Genomic DNA, 20,819 nt, shown 5'->3' with positions numbered 1-20,819 from the left:
CCGGGGTGCGGGCGCCGGTGACGGGGCGGGGCGGCCGGCCGGGTCCGTCGGCGCTGGTGGGCGGGGCCGCGCGGCCGGACACGGGCCGGGGGCCGCGGAAGGTCCTTCGCACGGGTGCGGCGGGGTCCGGACGGGCGGGCGCGGCGCCGGCGGCGGCCGCTCCCGGACCGGTGGCACGCCCGTGATCCGCCCCGCTCGCCCTAGGGGGTGCGACCCCTTAAGGGCTGGTGTGCGCGCTCGCCCGGCGGTTAGACAGGAACGCGACCGGAAGCGAGGTGATGGGCATGTCCGTGGCTCCGCGCCCCAGGGCCAAGGGGTGGATTCCCTTCCGCGGGTACCGCACCTGGTATCGCGAGACGGGGACGACCGACACGCGGCGGCCGACCGTGGTCGTCGTGCACGGCGGACCGGGTGCCACGCACGACTATCTGCTGCGGCTGGCCGCGCTCGGCGAGGACGGCTGGCCGGTGGTGCACTACGACCAGCTCGGCAACGGCGCCTCGTCCCATCTGCCCGACGCGGGGCCGGAGTTCTGGACGGTCGAGCTGTTCCTGGAGGAGCTCGGCAATCTGCTGCGGCATCTCGGGATCGGCGGCGACTACGTGCTGTTCGGGCATTCCTGGGGCGGTCTCCTGGCCGCCCGGCACGCCGCCGACCGGCCGGCCGGGCTGCGCGGTCTCGTCGTCGCCAACTCGCCCGCCTCCTACCCGCTGTGGCGGCAGGAGATGGAGGTGCTGCGCGCGGCGCTGCCGCCGGAGGTGGACGCCGTCCTGCGCCGGCACGAGACCGCGGGCACCACCGACTCCGCCGAGTACGCGCGGGCGGTGCGGGTGTTCAACGACCGGCATGTGTGCCGGACGGACCCGTGGCCGAAGGAGTATCTGGCGACCACCATGGAGACGGCGAACGATCCGACCGTCTACCGCACCATGAACGGGCCCAGCGAGTTCCATGTCGTCGGCACGCTCAGGAACTGGTCGCTGGAGGACCGGCTGGCGGACATCGCCGTGCCGACCCTGGTGATGTCCGGCGCCCATGACGAGGCCACCGCCGTCACGGTGCGGCCGTACGCGGATCTGATTCCCGATGTGCGCTGGGAGGTTTTCGAGAACTCCAGCCACATGCCCCACCTCGAGGAACCGGAGCGTTTCCGGGCGACGCTGGTCGAGTTCCTGAAAAGCCTCGGAGAGTGAAGCGAATGTCCCTTTCCGTGTCGGACTCCGGAACCCCGCCGAGATTCCGGGCGATCGGTCCTCAGCACATCGACGACGTGGCGGCGCGCTACGGAATTCCCGAGGACGCGCTCGCGTCGGTCCGGGCGGTTTCGCAGGTGCTTCCGTTCCGGGTCAACGAGTACGTCCTGTCGGAACTCGTCGACTGGCACCGCATTCCCGACGACCCGGTCTATCAACTGGTCTTCCCGCAGCGCGGAATGCTCGCGGCGAAGGACGAGTCGCTGCTGGTCGACATGCTCCGGCGCGGTGTTCCCAGAAGGGAACTGGCGGCGGAGGTGGCACGGATCAGGGCCGGGCTCAATCCGCACCCGTCGGGCCAGAAGGAGCTGAACGTGCCCCGGCTGGCGGGCGAAGAGCTGGCCGGGGTGCAGCACAAGTACCGCGAGACGGTGCTGTATTTCCCGCAGCAGGGGCAGACCTGCCACTCGTACTGCACCTACTGCTTCCGCTGGGCGCAGTTCATCGGGGACGCCGACCTGCGGTTCGCGGCGCCCGGCCCGGCGGGGCTGGTGGAGTATCTGAAGCTGCATCCCGCGGTGTCGGACGTGCTGGTCACCGGCGGCGACCCGATGGTGATGACGACCGAGCGGCTGCGCGGCCATCTGGAGCCGGTGCTGTCCGTGGACACCGTGCGGACCGTGCGGATCGGGACGAAGTCGGTGGCGTACTGGCCGCAGCGGTTCGTGACCGACCCGGACGCCGACGACGTGCTGCGGCTGTTCGAGGACGTGGTGGCGTCGGGCCGCAACCTCGCGGTGATGGCGCACTTCAGTCATCCGCGGGAGCTGGAGACGGCGCTCGCGCGCCGCGCGCTGGCCCGCATCCGCGCCACCGGCGCCCTGGTCTACTGCCAGGCACCGCTGATCGCGCACGTCAACGACGACGCCCGCACCTGGGCGGAGCTGTGGCGGGGCGAGCTGTCGGCGGGCGCGGTGCCGTACTACATGTTCGTGGAGCGGGACACCGGGCCGCGGCAGTACTTCGAGGTGCCGCTGGTGCGGGCGTACGACATCTTCCGTGCCGCCTACCAGAAGCTGCCGGGCCTCGCCCGTACGGTGCGGGGGCCGGTGATGTCGGCGACGCCCGGCAAGGTGGCCGTGGACGGGGTCGAGGAGACCCCGCGGGGGCGGTTCCTGCGGCTGAGGATGCTCCAGGCACGCCGCCCGGAGCTGGTGGGCCGGCCGTTCCTGGCCCGCTGGTCCGCCACGGCGGCCTGGATGGACCAGCTGGAGCTGGACTCCTCGGTGCCGGCCGACATCGCGGCCGCGTTCGGGGGTCCGGCGGGTGACGGGGTGTCCGGCGAGCGAGCGGGGGCGGGTCGTGTCTGAGGACGGGCGGCCGCGGGCGTACATGTCCGGCGCGGGGCGCGGGATCTCCCCCAATCTCGCTCTGGACGAGCAGGTCGCGCGGCGTCAGGCGGCCGGTGAGCGGATCGTGCATCTCGGCTTCGGCGAGTCCCGGCTGCCGGTGTCCGAACGGCTGGCCGAGCGGCTGGCGGCGGGCGCGGACCGCAACGCGTACGGCCCGGTGGCCGGCGACGACGGCGTCCGTGCCGCGGTGGCCGGCTACTTCGCCCGCCGCAGGCTGCCGACGCGGGCGGAACAGGTGCTGCTCGCGCCCGGCAGCAAGGCGCTGCTGCTGGCGTTGCAGCTGGTGCGGCCGGGCGATGTGCTGCTGGCGAGCCCCTGCTGGGTGACGTACGGCCCGCAGGCCAGGCTGGCCGGCAAGGAGGCGATCGGGGTGCCGGTGCCCGCCGAGTGCGGCGGGGTGCCCGATCCGGCGGCGCTGCGCGAGGCGGTGAAGGGCGCGCGGGCGCGCGGGGCCGATCCGCGGATCCTGGTGCTGACCTCGCCGGACAACCCGACGGGCACCTTCGCGCCGCCGGAGCTGGTGCGGGAGCTGTGCGCCGTCGCCGAGGAGGAGGACCTGCTCCTGGTGTCGGACGAGATCTACCGGGACATCCTGCACGACCCGGACGCGGTGTATCTGAGCCCGGCGGAGATCTGTCCGGACCGTACGGTGGTCGTGACCGGACTGAGCAAGAGCCTGGCCCTGGGCGGCTGGCGCATCGGTGCGGCCCGCTTCCCGGACACGCGGGAGGGCGGACGGCTGCGGGACGACGTGGCCTCGGTCGCCAGCGAGGTGTGGTCGACGCTGGCCGGGCCGATGCAGGCGGTCGCCGAGTACGCGTTCGCGGAGCCGCCCGAGATCCGGGAGCGGCTGCGCGCGGACGCCCGGCTGCACGGGGCCGTCGCGCGGGCCGTGCACGGCATCGTGACCGCGGCGGGGGCCGTGTGCCGGCCGCCGACGGGCGCGTTCTACGTGTATCCGGACTTCGGGCCGCTGCGCGGCGCGCTGGCGGAGCGGGGCGTCACCGACGGCGCGTCGCTGCAGGCGTGTCTGCTCGAACGGCACGGGATCGCGGTCCTGGCCGGCGTCCACTTCGGGGACGACCCGGGGGCGCTGCGTTTCCGGGCCGCGACCAGCATGCTCTACGGCCGTACGCGGGCGGAGCAGGGCGCGGCGCGGGCCGCGGCCGAACAGGGTGCCGATCCGTTGGCCCTGCCGCACGTCAGGGACGCCCTCGCCGATGTCGAGCAGGGGTTCGCGAAGCTCACGGCCTTCTGACGCTTTCGGGTCCACGGCCTTGCGAAGGGGCCTTTTCGAAGGGGCACAGGGATGGAATCCGACTCCGCGATCGTCTTCCCGGGCATGGGGCCGCAGGACTTCCCCGCGGTGGGCAAGTTCCTGCTGATCGACCCGGGCGCCCGGGAGCTGGTCGAGCAGGCGTCCGACACGCTGGGCTACCCCCTGTTCGAGCGGTGGCGGGACAGCGCCGGCGACTACGCCGAGGAGGCCCAGGTCGCGTTTCTGGTGGCCTGTCTCGCGCTGGCCCGCTGGGCCGGGGACCGGCTGGGCGCGGACCCCGGTCACTGTGTGGGGGCAAGCTTCGGCGGCAAGGCGGCGGCCGTGCACGCCGGGGCGCTGGACTTCCCGGCGGCGGTGCGGCTGACGGCGCAGCTCGCGCGGTACGAGCACCGGTACTTCACCGAGGAGCACCCCGGGATCGTGACGCACTCCTTCGCCCGGCTGCCGCAGGAGGTCCTCAAGGAGATCCTGGCCGAGCTGGAGGCCGAGCGGCAGTGGTACGAGCTGTCCTGTCAGGTCGACCACGACTTCGCCATGGTGTCGCTGCGCGCCGAGCGGCTGGAGTGGTTCCAGGGGCGGATCCGCGCGGCCGGCGGGCTGCCGCTGTACACCATGGACCCGCCGATGCACGCGTCCGTGTTCCGGCCGCTGCGCGACCGGGTGGAGGCGGAGCTTTTCCCGTCCCTGCGGTTCACCGATCCGGTGATCCCGGTGGTGGCGGACCAGGACGGGTCGGTGCGCACCACGGCGGACGGGGTGCGCACGATGCTGCTGGACGGGTTCGTGCGGTCCGTGCGCTGGCCGGAGGTGGTGGACGGGCTGCTCGGGCTCGGGGTGCGGGACCTGTATGTGGCGGGCCCGGACCGGCTGTTCGGGCGGGTGCCGGTGACGACGCGCAGCTTCCGGGTGACGGCGGTCGATCCGCGGCTGGCGCTGCGGCCGCGGCAGCGCGCGACGATTCCGTAGGCGGGGCCGTCCCGCGGGAGAGCGGGCGTGCGAGGAGGGCCGCGGTCGGGTGACCGCGGCCCTCCTCGCGGTGTTCAGGACGGGTGCGAGGCGTTCAGGACAGGGAGTCCAGCAGGGCGCCCCGGTCGACCTTGCCGTTGGCGTTGACCGGGAGGTCCTCGACGACGCGGATCTCCTGCGGGGTCATGTAGTCGGGCAGGTACTGCATGCAGAACGCGCCCAGTTCCATCTCGTCGATGCCCTCCACGTCACGGTCGAGCACGACGAACACCACGAGCACCGGGTCAGCGTCCGGCCTGGGGAGGACCACCGCGCTGGCCGAGGCGACGCCGTCGAACTCGGCCACGCGCCGCTCGACCTCGCCCAGCTCCACACGGTTGCCGCGGATCTTGACCTGTGAGTCGGCGCGTCCGTCGAAGTACAGTTCGCCGCCCTCGCCTCGGTGCGCGAGGTCGCCGGTGCGGAAGACCAGCTGGCCCGTCCCGGGGGCCAGCGGGTCGGGCACCAGGGCCCGGGCGGTGGCCGCGGGGTCGTTCCAGTAGCCGGTGAACAGGGCCGAACTGCGCAGATAGATCTGCCCGGTGACACCGGGCCCGTCGACGGGGGCGAGATCGTCGTCGAGGAGCATCATCTCGGCGCCGGGGTGCGCGAACCCGATGGACAGCTGCCGCTGCTCCGCGGGCAGCGGACGGGGTACGTCGGTGAAGGACGCGGCGACCGACTCGGTGCTGCCGAAGCAGTTGACGATCCGGGCGGCGGGCAGCAGCTCCTGGAGGCGGCGCAGTTCGTGCGGCGGGAAGGGCTCCCCGGAGAAGAGCACCCCGCGGATCTGCTCCCCCAGTCCGGCCAGCCGTTCGGGCTCGTGGCGCAGCGCACCGCGCCAGATGGAGGGAGCGCCGTCGACCTGGGTGGCCTCGGTCTCGGCGAGGAACGCCAGGAACCGGCGGGGCCAGCGCAGCAGGGCGCGGGGCACGGGCACGACCGTCGCGCCGCTGCCCAGGGCGAGGCCGATGTCGAGCAGGGAGAAGTCGAACTGGAGCGGGGCGGTGCTGGCGACCCTGCTCTCCGGGGAGACGATGCCGTGCCGGAGCATGCCGCGGTAGAAGGCGAGGATGCCGCGGTGGCTCATCACCACGCCCTTGGGCGTGCCGGTGGTGCCGGAGGTGAAGACCATGTACGCGGGGTCGGCGGCGACGGACTCGCGGCGGTGCCGGCGGCGCGGGGCGGGGGCCCGTTCGACGGTGATCCCGGCCGGGCCGAAGCGTCCGGTGCCGACGGTTTCGGGGATGCCGTCCCGGCGGCCGTCGGCGGCCTGGAGGTAGAGCGCGGGCCGCACACCGGCGATGATCGACAGCAGCCGCTGCGCGGGGGTCTCCGGGCTGACCGGGACGAACGGCAGTCCGAGCGAGGAGCAGGCGAGGAGCGCCGCGATCGCGGAGGCGGAGGTGTCCGACTCCAGGACGACCCGGTCTCCCATGTCCAGACCGAGGTCGCCGATGACGGTGACGTACTCCTCGACGCGGCGCTCCAGCTGGCGGTAGGAGACGGCCCCGGCCTCGTGGCCGGCGAGTTCGACGACGGCCGCCTTCTCCGGCGTGAGCCGGGCACCGGCCAGCAGGAACTCGTGCAGCCGCTCCACCTGGTTGTGTGCGTACGCGAATACTTGCCGACTCATGCGGGCCTCACAGAAGGGCTGGAGAATGCACGGAAGGGAGATGCGTACGAGCGTAGCGGCGGCGGCACCCCTACTCGGCCCCCTAATCCCCGCGGGCCGACCGGAGTTCAGGTGCGCACGGCGGAAACGGCCTGCCAGAGGGTGGCCGGAGTGGCGAAGGTCTGGGTGTTCAGGGCGTCGTCCCTGAGCTGGATGCCGTATTCCCCCTCCACCGCGGAGAGAAGTTCGACCATGCCCATGGAATCGAGGCCGAGGTCGCGCAGGGACGTGTTCTCGTCCAGCGGCTCGTCGGGGGCGAGATAGGGAAGGTGGCGGCGCAGGAGCACGGCGAAACGGTCGTCGATCATCGTCACTGTCGCTTTCGTGATCAGGGGATTTAAGGGTTGTCATCGCGGCACTGACGGCCGAAGGTCGGGGATTGACTGTACGTGGCGGGCCGGATTTTCACGACGGGGCAACACCCCCTATTCACAGCGGAGTTCGAGCATGGAGAATTCAGCCGGACACGGGCTGCACGCACGGTTCCTGCGCGGGCTCGCGCTCTCCCCGGAGGGAGTCGCGGTACGGACCGGCGGCGGGGACCTGACCTACCGCGAGCTGCACGCACGGGCACTGTCCTGGGGCGGTGGGCTGGCGGCCGCGGGGGCGCGGACGGTGGGTGTGCTGGCCGGCAAGGGCCCGGTCGCGTATCCCGCCCTGCTGGCCGCGCTGTACGCGGGTGCGGCCGTCGTGCCGCTGCGCCCGGACTTCCCCGCCGCCCGCACCCGGCAGATCCTGCGGGCGTCCGGCGCGGGGGCGGTGATCGCGGACCGGGCGAGCCTCGGGGTGCTGGCGGAGGTCCTCGACGGCGGTGACGACGTCGACGTGCTGGTGCCGGACGCGGAGGACGGCGACGAGGTGCCGGGCCGGCGGATCCGGCCGGACGGCCGTCGCGCCCTGGCGGCGCCCGCCGAGGTCAAGCCGGGCGACACGGCGTATCTGCTGTTCACGTCCGGGTCGACGGGTTTCCCCAAGGGCGTGGTGCTCACGCACGGCGGCTTCGAGCACTACTTCCGGCTGGTGGACGAGCGCTACGGTCTCGGGCCGTCCGACGTGATGTCGCAGGCGTTCGACCTGAACTTCGACTGTGCCGTCTTCGACGTGTTCGCCGCGTGGGGCGCGGGCGCGGTCTCGGTGCCGGTGCCCGCGCACGCCTACCGCGATCTGCCCGCGTTCGTCGAAGGGCAGGGGCTGACGGTGTGGTTCTCCACGCCGAGCGTGATCGACCTGGTGCGGCGCACGGGCTCGCTGGGCGCGGACCGGATGCCGGGCCTGCGGTGGAGCCTGTTCGCCGGGGAGGCGCTGAAGACCCGGGACGCGGCGGACTGGCGGTCGGCGGCACCGGGCGCGGTGCTGGAGAACCTGTACGGGCCGACCGAGCTGACCGTGACGATCACCGCGTACCGCTGGGCGGACGAGCGGTCCGAGCGGGACTCCGTCAACGGCCTGCTGCCGATCGGCGCGGTGCACCCCGGCCATCTCGCTCTCCTGGTGGACGACGACGGCCGCCCGGTCGGCACGGAGGGCGAACTGTGCGTGTCCGGGCCGCAGCTGGCGGCCGGGTACGTCGACCCGGCCAACGAGACGGGCGCGTTCTTCGAGCACGAGGGGCGGCGCTACTACCGCACCGGCGACCGGGTCCGGCGTCTCGCCGGGGACGAGCTGATCTACCTCGGGCGGCGGGACGCGCAGGTGCAGGTGCAGGGCTGGCGTGTCGAACTCGCCGAGATCGAGCACGCGTTGCGGGACTGCGGCGTCGCCGACGCGGTCGCCGTCGCGGTGACCGGGCCCGCCGGCACCGAACTGTTCGCCTTCCACACCGGGGACGCGGCGGCCACCGCCGTGGAGCTGGGCCGCGGACTGCGCAGGCTGCTGCCGGCGGCCGTGGTGCCCCGGCACTTCCACCATCTGCCCGAGTTCCCCCTCAACAGCAACCGCAAGGTCGACCGGCTCCGGCTGGCCGCCCTCGCCCAGGACCTGCTGGACGCCCGCTGACCCGGCCCGGCAGGCCCCGGCTCCACCGCGTGTCCCTTTGTGAGGAGAGACGGAATTGAGTGTGCAGACGACCGTCCGCGACTACCCGTTCGACATGCACGAGACGAGTGTGTCCCCGCTGTACGCGCAGTTGCAGCGGGAGGAGCCGCTGAGCCGGGTGCGGCTGCCGTTCGGCGAGCCGGCGTGGCTGGCGACCCGGCACGCGGACGTGAAGCTCGTGCTGACCGACCCGCGGTTCAGCCGGGCCATCGCCCAGGGGCTGGACCAGCCGCGGCTGCGCCGCCAGTCCACCGGCGACGGCATCATGGGCATGGACCCGCCGGACCACACCCGGCTGCGCCGGCTGGTCGGCAAGGCGTTCACCAGCCGCCGGATGAACCAGATGCGCGCGGGCGTCGAGACGCTCGCCCACCGGCTGATCGACGACATGGCCGCCAAGGGGCCCGAGGCGGACCTGGTGGAGGACTTCGCCCGGCTGCTGCCGGTCACCGTCATCTGCGACCTGCTGGGGGTGCCCTTCGAGGACCGGGACGTCTTCAGCACCTGGACCGAGGGCGTCACGGGCGAGGCGACGATGAAGGGCGACGTGCTGTTCGAGATCGGCGACGAACTCGACAAGTACATGGCCGACCTCGTCGCGCAGCGGCGCCGCGAACCGACCGACGACCTGCTCGGGGCGCTCGTCTTCGCCCGCGACCACGGCGACAAGCTCACCGACACGGAGCTGATCGCGCTGGCCGGGGCCGGACTGCTCACCGGCGGTGTGGAGACGGTGGCGTCGGCGCTGCCGAGCTTCGTGTTCACCCTGCTGACCCGGCCCGACCTGCTGGAGCGGCTGCGCCGGTCGCCGGAGCTGATGCCGGGGGCCGTGGAGGAGCTGCTGCGCCATGTCCCCATCAACACGGCCGCGATGTTCGCCCGGTACGCGCTGGAGGACGTCCGGTTCGGCGACGTCCTGGTGCGCACCGGCGACCCGGTGCTGCCCGCGCTGCACGCGGCGAACCGGGACCCGGAGGTGTTCGCGGACCCGGAGACGATCGACTTCACCCGCTCTCCCAACCCGCATGTGACCTTCGGGCACGGCCCGCACCACTGCATCGGCGCCCAGCTCGCCCGGATGGAGCTCCAGGAGTCGCTGACCGCGCTGCTGTCACGGCTGCCGGAGCTGCGGCTCGCCCGGGGCCCTCAGGGCGTGGAGTGGAAGTTCGGGGTGATCGTGCGCGGCCCGTCCCGGATGCCGATCGCCTGGTGACCGCCGGGCCGGGGAACGCCGAGGGCCCCTCCACCGGCCGGTGGAGGGGCCCTCGGCGTTCCCCCAGGGCGTGTCCGACCCTTCGCGTCGTCGCCCGAAGGGCGGCCGCGCGCCGTCAGGTGCGTGCTCTCGGCGGGCCGGCCCCAGGCCCTCGTACCGGACGTACCTGGGTCCGGGGCCGGTGCGGCGAGAGTGCGTGCACGGCGTCGCACGGCAGACGGGAACGGTCGGACAGGCTCTAGGCGCCCAGCTCGCCGTCGAGGATGTCGAACAGCTCGTCGGCGGTCGCGGACTCGATCTCGCCGGCCTCGTCGGTCTCGTCCGCCTGGTCCCGCGCCCGCCCGCCCGGCCACCGCTCGGCGAGTGCCCGCAGCCGGGCCAGGATCCGCTCCTGCTCCTCGCCGCCCGCCTCCGCCGTGTTCAGCGCCTCCTCGATCTGCGCGAACTCGTCCGCCAGCGGCGTGCCCTCGTCGAGGTCGCCGGCCAGCTCCTCGTGGAGCAGGTCCGCGATCGCCTGCGGCGTGGGGTGGTCGAAGACCAGGGTCGCGGGGAGCCTGACCTCGGCCCGCTCGGCGAGCAGGTTGCGCAGTTCGAGCGCGGCCAGCGAGTCGACGCCCAGCTCGGAGAAGCCGCGCGTGGGCTCGACGGACTGCGGACCGTCGTGCCCGAGCACCGTCGCCACCTGGGCGCGCACGAAGTCCAGCAGGTAGGGACCCCGCTCCCGTGCCCGCATCCGCTCCAGCCGCTCGGCCAGCGGCACCTCGGCCGGTGCCGCCGCGGTCCGTGCGGTACGGCGCACCGGCCTGCGCACCAGGCTGCGCAGCATCGCCGGCACCGGCCGGTCCGCGCGGGCGACGGCCTCCGTGTCCAGCCACATCGGCAGCACCACGGCCGTGTCCAGCACGGTCGCGGTGTCGAACAGCCCCAGCGCCTCCCCGGTCGGCAGCGCCCGCAGTCCGGCCCGCCCCATCCGCTCCAGGTCGGCGTCGCTCAACTCGCCCGCCATGCCCGTACGTTCCTCCCACAGACCCCACGCGAGCGAGGAGGCCGGCAGCCCGAGGCCGCGGCGGTGCTCGGCGAGGGCGTCCAGGAAGCCGTTGGCGGCGGCGTAGTTGGCCTGCCCGGCCCCGTCGAAGGTGCCGGCCGCGGAGGAGTACAGCACGAACATCGAGACGTCACCGGCCAGTTCGTGCAGATGCCAGGCGGCGTCCGCCTTGGCCCGCAGCACCCGCCCCAGCCGTTCGGGGGTCAGCGACGCCAGGAGCCCGTCGTCGACGACGCCCGCGGTGTGCACGACACCGCTCACCGGATGGTCGGCGAGGAGCCTGGCCACCGAGGCGCGGTCGCCGACGTCGCAGGCGACCACGGTGACCTGCGCGCCTCGCGCGGTCAGCTCCCCGGTCAGCCGCTCCACCCCGGGGGCGGCCGGCCCGCGCCGGCTGGCGAGGATCAGCTCCCGCACGCCGTACCGGTCCACCAGGTGCCGGGCGATCGCCGCTCCCAGCCCGCCGGTGCCCCCGGTGACCAGCACCGTGTCGCCGGGTGCCAGTTCCTGGCGGACTCCGGTCGCCGGCCGCAGCCGCGGCACGTACAGGTCCCCGCCGCGCACGGCGATCTCCGGCTCGCCCGCGGCGACGGCCCTCGGCAGCAGGGCGGCGGACGCCGTGGACGCGTCGGGCAGCCGGACCAGCGTGATCCGGCCGGGGTGCTCGGCCTGCGCGGCCCGTACGAGTCCGGCGACCGCGCCGTCGACGAGTGCCGCGCCCCGCAGCACCACGGCCAGCCCCACCCCGGCGCACCGGGGGTCGGCCAGCCAGCCGGTGAGGAAGGCCAGGACCTCCTCCGTCGCCGCATGCGCCGCGCCCACCGGATCGGCGTCGCTCCCCGGCGACGGCGCGTACAGCACCACGTCGGGCAGCGGGTCGCCGGAGGCGAACAGCGCGTCCCGGCCGGGGTGGCTCGGCGCGTTCGACGGCGTGGCGGCACCGAGGTCCCCGACGACCGCCAGACCGCGCGGCTCCTGCCGCCCCGCCCCGCGCGGGGGCAGCCAGTCGACGGTGAACAGTCTGTCGTACGTGCCCGGACCGCCCGGCGCGTCCAGATCCAGGCCGGGCGCCGCCCGCACCAGCAGCGAGTCGACGGTGAGGACCGGCGTGCCGGCCGGGTCCGTGGCCGTGACGGCGTAGCCGCCCTCGTCCGCGGGAGCGAGCCGCACCCGCAGCCGCGAGGCGCCCGTGGCGTGCAGGGTGACGCCCCGCCACGCGAACGGCATCGTCACCTCGTCGTCGGCGGCGAACAGCTCCCCGCCGTGCAGGACGGCGTCGAGCAGCGCCGGGTGGATGCCGTAGCCGTCCGCGGCCTCCTCGGGCAGCTCGACCTCGGCGAGCACGTCCCGGCCGTCGCGCCACAGGGCCCGCAGTCCGCTGAACAGGTCGCCGTACTCGAACCCCTGCGCCGTCAGCGCCTCGTACACCGTGCCGGCGTCCAGCGGCTCCGCGCCCTCCGGCGGCCAGACGGCGTCCGCCGGGATGCCGGCGTCGTCCTGGCCCTCGGTGAGGTGTCCGCTCGCGTGCCGGGTCCACTCACGGGCGCCCTCGGCCCTCGCGTGGACGGCGACGGCCCGGCGTCCGGTCACGTCCGGTGCGCCGACGACGACCTGGAGACGGGTGCTCTCCCGTTCCCCCAGGATCAGCGGCTCCTCCAGGGTCAGCTCGTCGACGCGCGGGCAGTCCGCCTCGTCCCCGGCGCGGATCACCAGCTCCACGAACGCCGCGCCCGGCAGGATCGCCGTACCCGCCATCCGGTGCTCGCCCAGCCAGGGCTGGTTGCGCAGCGACAGCTCTCCGGTGAGGGTGACGGCTTCGCTGTCGGGCGAGGGCACGACGGCGGTGAGCACGGGATGGCCGGTGGTGTCCTGTCCGCTCGGGGCGCTCAGGGCCGGTTCGAGCCAGTAGCGGCGGTGCTCGAAGGGGTAGGTCGGCAGATCGACGAGGGATCCGGCGGGCACGACCGCCGACCAGTCCACCGGGACGCCCCGCGTCCACGCCTGCCCCACACCCCTCAGGAGGGTGGTGAGTCCGTCGTGGTCACGGCGCATCAACGGCACGAACACCACGTCCTCACCCGACACCGACGCCGGACCCATCGCGGTCAGCACCGCATCAGGACCCACCTCCACGAACGTGGTGACCCCCCCGGCCTCCATCCGCCGCACCGTCTCCGAGAAACGGACCGTGTCACGCACATGATCCACCCAGAAACCCACCGACAACGGATCACCCGCCGTCAGCAACGGAACGGCCGGAGCCCTGAGTTCGAGACCGGAGACGACCTCACGGAACTCCTCCAGCATCGGCTCCATCAACACCGAGTGGAACGCATGAGAGACCCGCAGACGGGACGACCTGCGGTCCGGGAAACGGGAGACCAGCGAAAGCACCGCCTCCTCGGCACCCGACACCACCACCGAACCCGGCGCGTTCACCGCCGCCAGCGACACCCCCTCACCCAGCAGCGGCACCACCTCCTCCTCCGACGCCTGCACCGCCACCATCGCCCCGCCCCCCGGCAGAGCCTCCATCAACCGCCCACGCGCCACCACCAGACGGACCGCATCCTCCAGCGAGAACACCCCCGCCACATGCGCCGCCGCGATCTCCCCCACCGAATGACCACCCACCACACCCGGACGCACACCCCACGACTCCAGCAACCGGAACAACGCCACCCCCACCGCGAACAACGCCGGCTGCGTGAACCCCGTCCGATCCAGCAAGGTCTTCTCCGTGTCCCACATGACCTCGGTGAGGCGCCGGGGCAGTTCCTTGTCGAGCAGGACAGTCACCCCGTCCAGGGCGGCCGCGAAGACGGGGAACGCCCCGTACAGATCACGGGCCATCCCCGCCCACTGCGACCCCTGACCCGAGAACACGTAACCGAGACCGCCTTCACGGACGGTCCGGCCCGTTCCCAGGGCCTCCAGGCCCGCGCGGAGTTCGTCGGCCGTGCCGCCGGTCACCAGGGCGCGGTGCTCCAGGGCGGTGCCGGCGGCCAGGGTGCGGGAGAGGTCCAGGGGGTCGATCCGGTCCAGGACGGCGGCCAGCCGGCGGGCCCGGGTGGTCAGGGCGGTGCCGGTCTTCGCGGAGAGGACGAGCGGCAGGACGGGAAGGGGCGCCGGAGTGCCGGGCCGGGGCTCGGCAGCCGGGGCCTGTTCCAGGATCACGTGCGCGTTGGTGCCGCTGATGCCGAAGGAGGACACGCCCGCCCGGCGCGGCCGCCCGGCATCGGGCCAGACGCGCTGCTCGGTGAGGAGCTCGACGTCGCCCTCGGTCCAGTCGACGTGCGGGGACGGCTCGTCCACGTGCAGGGTCCTGGGCAGGACGCCGTGGCGCATCGCCTCCACCATCTTGATGACCCCGGCGACACCGGCCGCGGCCTGGGTGTGGCCGATGTTGGACTTGACCGAGCCGAGCAGCAGGGGTGCCTCGCGGTCCTGGCCGTAGGTGGCGAGGAGGGCCTGCGCCTCGATCGGGTCGCCGAGCCGGGTGCCGGTGCCGTGCGCCTCGACGGCGTCGACGTCCGCGGGGGCGAGTCCGGCGTCGGCGAGAGCGGCGCGGATGACGCGCTGCTGGGAGGGGCCGTTGGGGGCGGTGATGCCGTTGGAGGCGCCGTCGGAGTTGACGGCGGAGCCGCGGATCACCGCGAGGACCCGGTGGCCGTTGCGGCGGGCGTCGGAGAGCTTCTCCAGCAGGAGCAGTCCGGCGCCCTCGCCCCAGCCGGTGCCGTCCGCGGCGGCCGCGAAGGACTTGCAGCGGCCGTCCGCGGCGAGACCGCGCTGGCGGCTGAAGTCGATGAACAGTTCCGGTGTCGCCATCACCGTCACCCCGCCGGCCAGGGCCAGCGAGCACTCGCCGCGCCGCAGCGCCTGCGCCGCCCAGTGCAGGGCGACCAGCGACGACGAGCACGCCGTGTCGACGGTGACGGCCGGGCCTTCGAGGCCGTAGGTGTAGGAGATCCGGCCGGAGACCAGACTGCCCTCGCTGCTGGAGCCGGTGTAGTCGTGGTACATCAGTCCGGCGAAGACGCCGGTGTCGCTGCCGCGCAGGGCGGTGACGTCGAGGCCGGCGCGTTCGAAGACCTCCCAGGACAGTTCGAGGAGCAGACGCTGCTGGGGGTCCATGGTCAGGGCCTCGCGGGGCGAGATCCCGAAGAATCCCGGGTCGAACCCGGCGACGTCGTCGAGGAAACTCCCGTCGCGGACGTAGGACTTGCCCTCGGTGCCGGGCTCGGGGTCGTACACCCCGTCGACGTCCCAGCCCCGGTCGCGGGGGAAGCCGGCGACGGTGTCGACGCCGTCGGCCACCAGCCGCCACAGCTGCTCCGGCGAGGTGACGCCGCCGGGGAAGCGGCAGCTCATGCCCACGACGACGACGGGATCGTCGGTGTCGGCGGCGGGGGCGGCCGAGCCGGGGCGTGCCGGGGCGGACGGGGTGACGGTGGTGCCGCCGGCCTCGGTGAGCCGGTCGCGGAGCTGGGCGGCGAGGGCGTCGGGTGTGGGGTGGTCGAAGACGAGGGTGGTGGGCAGACGCAGCCCGGTGGCGCGGCCGAGCCGGTTGCGCAGTTCGACGGCGGCCAGCGAGTCGAAGCCCAGTTCGCGCAGCGGGCGGTGCGGGGTGACGGCGTCGGTGCCGGTGTGGCCGAGCACGGAGGCGATGTGGCCGCGCACGAGGTCGAGCAGGAAGGCGGTGCGCTGGGGTCCGGCGAGTTCCGCGAACCGTGCGGCGACGGCCGGGACGCCGGAGGCGGGAGCCCGGTCGGCGGCGGTGCGGCGGGCGGGCGCGGGGACCAGGCCGCGCAGCACCAGGGGCAGTTCGGTGCCGCGGGCACGCAGGGCGGCCGGGTCCAGCCGCACCGGGTAGAGCAGCGGTTCGCCGGTGCGCAGGGCGGCGTCGAAGAGGGCGAGTCCTTCGGTGTCGGTGAGGCCCAGGTCGCCCGAGCCGGCCAGCCGGGCCAGGTCGGCCTCGGTGAGGTGGCCGGTCAGTCCGCTGCGCTGGGACCAGAAGCCCCAGGCCAGCGCCTGCGCGGGCAGGCCGTTCGCGCGGCGGTGGGCGGCCAGGGCGTCGAGGTAGGCGTTGGCGGCGGCGTAGTTGCCCTGGGCGGGTCCGTCGACGGTGCCGGCGAGGGAGGAGTAGAGGACGAAGTGGGTGAGGCCGAGGTCGGCGGTGAGCCGGTGCAGATGCCAGGCGGCGTCGGCCTTGGCCCGCAGGACGGCGTCGAGCCGTTCGGGGGTGAGGGCGGGGATCGTGCCGTCGTCGAGGACGCCGGCGGTGTGCACCACGGCGGTCAGCGGGTGCGCGGCGTCGATCGCGTCGAGCGCGGCGGCGAGCGCGGCGGGGTCGGCGGCGTCGCAGGCCCGGACGGTCACCCGGGCGCCCGACGCGGTGAGTTCCCCGGTCAGCTCGGCGGCTCCCGGGGCGTTCTCGCCGCGCCTGCTGGTGAGCAGGAGGTGACGTACGCCGTGCTCGGTGACGAGGTGCCGGGCGAGCAGGGAGCCCAGGGTGCCGGTGCCGCCGGTGATCAGGACGGTGCCGTCGGGGTCGAACGGGGCGGCGGCGGGCCCCTCGGCCCGCGCGGCGGGGGCGAGGCGCGGCACGCGGAGGCCGCCCTCGCGGACGGCGAGCTGGGTCTCGCCCGCGGCGACGGCCGCGTGCAGGATCCCGGCCGGGAGCGGCCCCCGGTCGATGTCCAGCAGCACGAAGGAACCGGGTTCCTCGGCCTGCGCGGAGCGCAGCAGGCCCCAGACGGCGGCGGCCGGCAGATCGGTGACGTCCTCCCCGGCGGTGGAGACGGCGCCCCGGGTGACGACGACGAGCCGGGTGTCGGCGAACCGCGGGTCCGCCGTCCGGCGCTGGACGTCGGCGAGCACGGACGCGGTGATCCGGTGGACCGCGGTGAGGGGGTCCTCGCCGGGTGCGGAGGCGGCGCAGAGGTACACGGTGCCGGGGACGGAGGTGTCCGGGAGGCCGGCCCGCGCGTCCAGGGAGCCGGTCAGACCGAGGACGTCCTCCCCGAGGACGGCGGCCTGCGGGACGGACACCGGGTCCAGTCCGGTCAGCGGCCGCCAGTCCATGCGGTAGAGGGAGTTCTGTCCGGCGGCGGGCGCGGCCGGCAGCCGCATCGGCCGGATCTGCAGCGACCCGACCGAGGCGACCGGCGCGCCGGTCGGGTCGGCGAGGCCGAGCGTGATCGCGTGGTCGCCGGCCCGTGCGATCCGTACCCGTACGGCGGCCGCGCCCTGGGCGTGCAGCCGTACGTCGTTCCAGGCGAAGGGCAGCGCCACCTCGCCCTGCGGGGCGGGCGCCAGCAGCCCGGCGACGTCGACGGCCTGGACGACGGCGTCGAGCAGGGCGGGGTGGAGGCCGAACGGTCCGGCGTCCGTGCCGTCCGGCAGGGCCACCTCGGCGAACACCTCGTCGTCCTGGCGCCAGACGGCGCGCAGCCCCTGGAAGGCGGGACCGTACTCGTATCCCTGGGCGGCCAGTGCGGCGTAGGCGCCGTCGAGGGCGACGGGCTCGGCGGCGGGCGGCCAGGCGGTGAGCTCGAAGGCGGCGGCGGGGGCGGCGGGGGTCAGCCGGCCCACGGCGTGCTCGGTCCACGGGGTGCCCGGCAGGGCCCCTTCGGGGCGGGAGTGGACGGAGCAGGTGCGGCGGCCGTCGGTGCCGGCCTCGTCGACGACGACCTGCACGACGGTGGCGGTGTCGCCGGGGAGGGGCAGCGGCCGCAGCAGCGTCAGTTCCTCCACGGTGCCGGCGCCCACCTCGTCGGCGGCGCGTACGGCGAGTTCGACGAAGCCGGTGCCGGGGAAGAGGACGGTGCCGGCCACGGTGTGGTCGGCGAGCCATGGCTGGGTGCGCGGGTCGAGCCGGCCGGTGAGCGCGACGGTCCCGGCACCGGCGAGGGGGACGGCCGCGCCGAGGAGCGGGTGTCCGGTCGGTGTGAGGCCCGCGGCGGAGACGTCGGCCGTGGTGCCCGAGGTGTGCTCCAGCCAGTAGTTCCGTCGTTGGAAGGGGTAGGTGGGCAGGTCGACCCGGCGGGCGTCCTCGGGGAACGCGGCCGTGAAGTCGACGTCCGCCCCGTGCGCGAACAGCTCGCCCGCCGAGACCAGGAACCGGCCCAGACCGCCCTCACCCCGGCGCAGCGTGCCCACGACCGCTCCCCGGCGGCCCAGCCGGTCGAGGTTGTCCTGCACCCCCATGCCGACGACCGGGTGCGCGCTCACCTCGACGAACGCCTCGAAGCCCTCCTCGGCCAGTGTGCCCACGGCGTCGGCGAAGCGGACCTGGTGCCGCAGATTCCGGTACCAGTAGCCGGCGTCCATGCCGGCCGTGTCGAGCCACTCCCCCGTCACCGTCGACAGGAACGGCACCCGCGCCGCCCTCGGCCGCACGGGCGCCAGCACCCGCAGCAGCTCCTCCCGGATCCCCTCCACCTGCGGCGAGTGCGAGGCGTAGTCCACCGCGACCCGCCGCACCCGCACACCCTCCGCCTCCAGCCCGGCCCGGAGCAGGTCCAGTCCGGCCGGATCACCCGCGACCACGGACGAACGCGGACCGTTCACCGCCGCCACCGACACACCCTCCGGCAGCCTCGGCTCCACCTCCCCCACCGGCAGCGCCACCGACATCATCCCGCCCGCACCCGCCAGCGACCGCGCGATCACCTGCGAACGCAGCGCCACGATCCACGCCCCGTCCTCCAGCGAGAGTGCCCCGCTCACCACCGCGGCGGCGATCTCGCCCTGGGAATGGCCCACGACGGCGTCGGGGGTCACTCCGTACGACTCCCAGAGCGCGGCCAGCGACACCATCACCGCGAACGACGCGGGCTGCACCACGTCCACCCGGTCCAGGGACGAGCCGTCGGGATCGCGGAGCACGTCCCACAACGACCAGTCGGTGAGCGGCTCCAGGGCGTCAGCGCACTCGGCGAGCCGCTTCGCGAACACCGGGCTCTCCTGCGCGAGTCGTGCGCCCATGCCGACCCACTGGGTGCCCTGCCCGGGGAAGACGAAGACCGTCCTGCCCCCGGACACCGTCTCCACCGGAGGCTCCGGCAGCTCCGCCAGCCCGGCCATGAGTTCGTCGCGGCCGTGACCGACCACCACCGCCCGCCGCCCGAACACCGAACGCCCCGCCACCAGCGAACGACCCACGTCCGAGAGCGGGTCGTCCACGTGCTCCGCCAGATGCTCACGCATCCGCCCCGCCAGCGCGGTGAGCGCCGCGTCGCTCTTCGCCGACAGCACCAGCGGCACCGCGGCACCCTCCACTCCCGGCGAGGGGACCGGAACGGGGTCCCCCTCCTCCAGGATCACGTGCGCGTTCGTGCCGCTGACGCCGAAGGAGGAGACGCCCGCCCGGCGGGGGCGGTCCGGCCCGGACCGCCACGGGAGGGCCTCGGTGAGGAGTGCGACGGCGCCCGCGGACCAGTCGACCTGCGGGGAGGGCGCGTCGACGTGCAGGGTCCTGGGCAGCACCCCGTGGCGCAGGGCCAGCACCGTCTTCATCACGCCCGCCACACCGGCGGCGGCCATGGTGTGCCCGATGTTCGACTTGAGGGAGCCCAGACGCAGCGGAACGGTCCGGTCGTGGCCGTACTCGGCGAGCAGGGCGCGCGCCTCGATGGGGTCGCCGAGGGTGGTGCCGGTGCCGTGCGCCTCGACGGCGTCGACCTGCGCGGGGGTGATCCGGGCGTCGGCGAGGGCCTCGCGGATGACCTGGCGCTGGGCGGTGCCGTTGGGGGCGGTGAGGCCGTTGGAGGCGCCGTCCTGGTTGACGGCGGAGCCACGGACGACGGCCAGCACCCGGTGACCGTTGCGGCGGGCGTCGGAGAGCCGCTCCAGGACGAGGACGCCGACGCCCTCGGAGAAGCCGGTGCCGTCGGCGGCCGCGGCGAACGCCTTGCAGCGGCCGTCGGCGGCGAGGGCGCGCTGGCGGCTGTAGGCGGTGAAGGTGCCGGGGGCGCCGAGGACGGCGGCGCCGCCCGCGAGAGCGAGGGAGCACTCGCCGGAGCGCAGCGAGCGCAGGGCGAGGTGCAGGGCGACCAGGGAGGACGAGCAGGCGGTGTCGACGCTGAGGGCGGGCCCCTGGAACCCGTACACGTAGGACAGCCGGCCGGCCAGGACGCTGAGGGCGTTGCCGGTGACGAGGTAGCCGTCGGCGCCTTCGGGGGCCTCGTGCAGCCGGGGCCCGTACTCCTGCTGCTCGGCGCCGACGAAGACACCGGTGTCGCTGCCGCGCAGGGTGCCGGCGTCGATGCCGGAGCGCTCCAGTGCCTCCCAGGAGGTTTCGAGCAGCAGCCGCTGCTGCGGGTCCATGGCCTGGGCCTCGCGCGGGGAGATCCCGAAGAAGTCGGCGTCGAAGGCGGGCGCGTCGGTGAGGAAGCCGGCCTCGTGGGCGTAGGTGGTGCCGGGCCTGTCGGGGTCGGGGTCGAAGAGCCGGGCGAGGTCCCAGCCGCGGTCGGTGGGGAAGGCGGAGATGACGTGGCGTTCCCCGCTGACGAGGTCCCACAGGTCGTCGGGGGTGGTGACACCGCCGGGGAAACGGCAGCCCATGCCGACGATCGCGACGGGTTCGCCGTCGCCGGCCGGGTGCGGGCCGGAGCGTTCCGGTTCGCCGGGCAGGCCCAGGGTCTCGGCGGCGAGGTGACGGGTCAGGGCGTTCGGCGTGGGGTGCTCGAACAGGAGCGTGGCGGGCAGCTCCCGGCCGAGCGCGGCGGAGAGGGCTTTGACGAGGCCGACGACGGCCAGGGAGTCGAAGCCGAGGTCGCGGAAGGCCCGGTCGCCGTCCAGCGCGGCGTCGGTGGTGCCGGGGTGTGCCTTGCGCAGGGCGGTGAGCGTGTGCTCGCGCACCAGCCGGCGCAGCGCGTCGAGGGCTTCGGCCTCGTTCATCAGCGCGTTCCATTCTCCGGTGTCCGGTTGCAGGGCGGCCCGTGCCCGAGATGTCCCGGG

At 74.4% G+C, this 20,819-nt stretch carries 8 protein-coding genes and 1 pseudogene; 6 read left to right on the top strand and 3 right to left on the bottom strand.

Annotated elements, in window-relative coordinates; translation table 11 throughout:
• The first annotated feature begins 284 nt into the window (after nt 1-284).
• The 4 genes from ACIQGV_RS00895 to ACIQGV_RS00880 are packed head-to-tail and all read left to right on the top strand — an operon-like array spanning nt 285 to nt 4,850.
• A complete protein-coding gene (locus ACIQGV_RS00895; RefSeq protein ID WP_402488544.1) occupies nt 285-1,193 on the top strand; it encodes a proline iminopeptidase-family hydrolase in 909 nt (302 codons plus the stop codon).
• Between the two features lie 5 nt (nt 1,194-1,198).
• On the top strand, nt 1,199-2,563 hold the full coding sequence (locus ACIQGV_RS00890) for a KamA family radical SAM protein (protein ID WP_402488541.1): 1,365 nt from the start codon (nt 1,199-1,201) through the stop codon (nt 2,561-2,563).
• 22 nt (nt 2,564-2,585) lie between these two features.
• Nucleotides 2,586-3,863 carry a pyridoxal phosphate-dependent aminotransferase gene (locus ACIQGV_RS00885; RefSeq protein ID WP_402489456.1) on the top strand — a complete coding sequence of 426 codons (1,278 nt, stop codon included), beginning with the start codon at nt 2,586-2,588 and terminating at the stop codon, nt 3,861-3,863.
• 51 nt (nt 3,864-3,914) lie between these two features.
• The gene (locus ACIQGV_RS00880; RefSeq protein WP_402488539.1) at nt 3,915-4,850 is read left to right on the top strand and encodes an ACP S-malonyltransferase; all 936 of its coding nucleotides are present in this window, start codon (nt 3,915-3,917) and stop codon (nt 4,848-4,850) included.
• A gap of 94 nt (nt 4,851-4,944) precedes the next feature.
• Here the strand turns inward: ACIQGV_RS00880 and ACIQGV_RS00875 are convergent, their stop codons facing one another.
• Together ACIQGV_RS00875 and ACIQGV_RS00870 are read right to left on the bottom strand one after the other, a co-directional pair.
• Entirely contained in the window at nt 4,945-6,525 is a 1,581-nt protein-coding gene (locus ACIQGV_RS00875; RefSeq protein WP_402488536.1) for an AMP-binding protein, read from the bottom strand.
• A gap of 107 nt (nt 6,526-6,632) precedes the next feature.
• A complete protein-coding gene (locus ACIQGV_RS00870; protein ID WP_402489453.1) occupies nt 6,633-6,872 on the bottom strand; it encodes an acyl carrier protein in 240 nt (79 codons plus the stop codon).
• 139 nt (nt 6,873-7,011) lie between these two features.
• Here ACIQGV_RS00870 and ACIQGV_RS00865 point away from each other — a divergent pair, with 139 nt between their 5' ends.
• Nucleotides 7,012-8,559, top strand: a complete 1,548-nt coding sequence (locus ACIQGV_RS00865) for an AMP-binding protein (protein ID WP_402488535.1) — start codon at nt 7,012-7,014, stop codon at nt 8,557-8,559.
• A 94-nt stretch (nt 8,560-8,653) separates the two neighbouring features.
• Entirely contained in the window at nt 8,654-9,811 is a 1,158-nt protein-coding gene (locus tag ACIQGV_RS00860; RefSeq protein ID WP_402489450.1) for a cytochrome P450, read from the top strand.
• Between the two features lie 238 nt (nt 9,812-10,049).
• Here ACIQGV_RS00860 and ACIQGV_RS00855 read toward each other — a convergent pair.
• Nucleotides 10,050-20,759, bottom strand: a pseudogene (locus ACIQGV_RS00855) (SDR family NAD(P)-dependent oxidoreductase); the annotation flags it as partial.
• Nucleotides 20,760-20,819 lie beyond the last annotated feature (60 nt).

The sequence above is a fragment of the Streptomyces sp. NPDC093094 genome (assembly GCF_044754345.1).
Lineage (GTDB): Bacteria > Actinomycetota > Actinomycetes > Streptomycetales > Streptomycetaceae > Streptomyces.
This window is presented reverse-complemented; position numbering and strand designations above follow the sequence as displayed.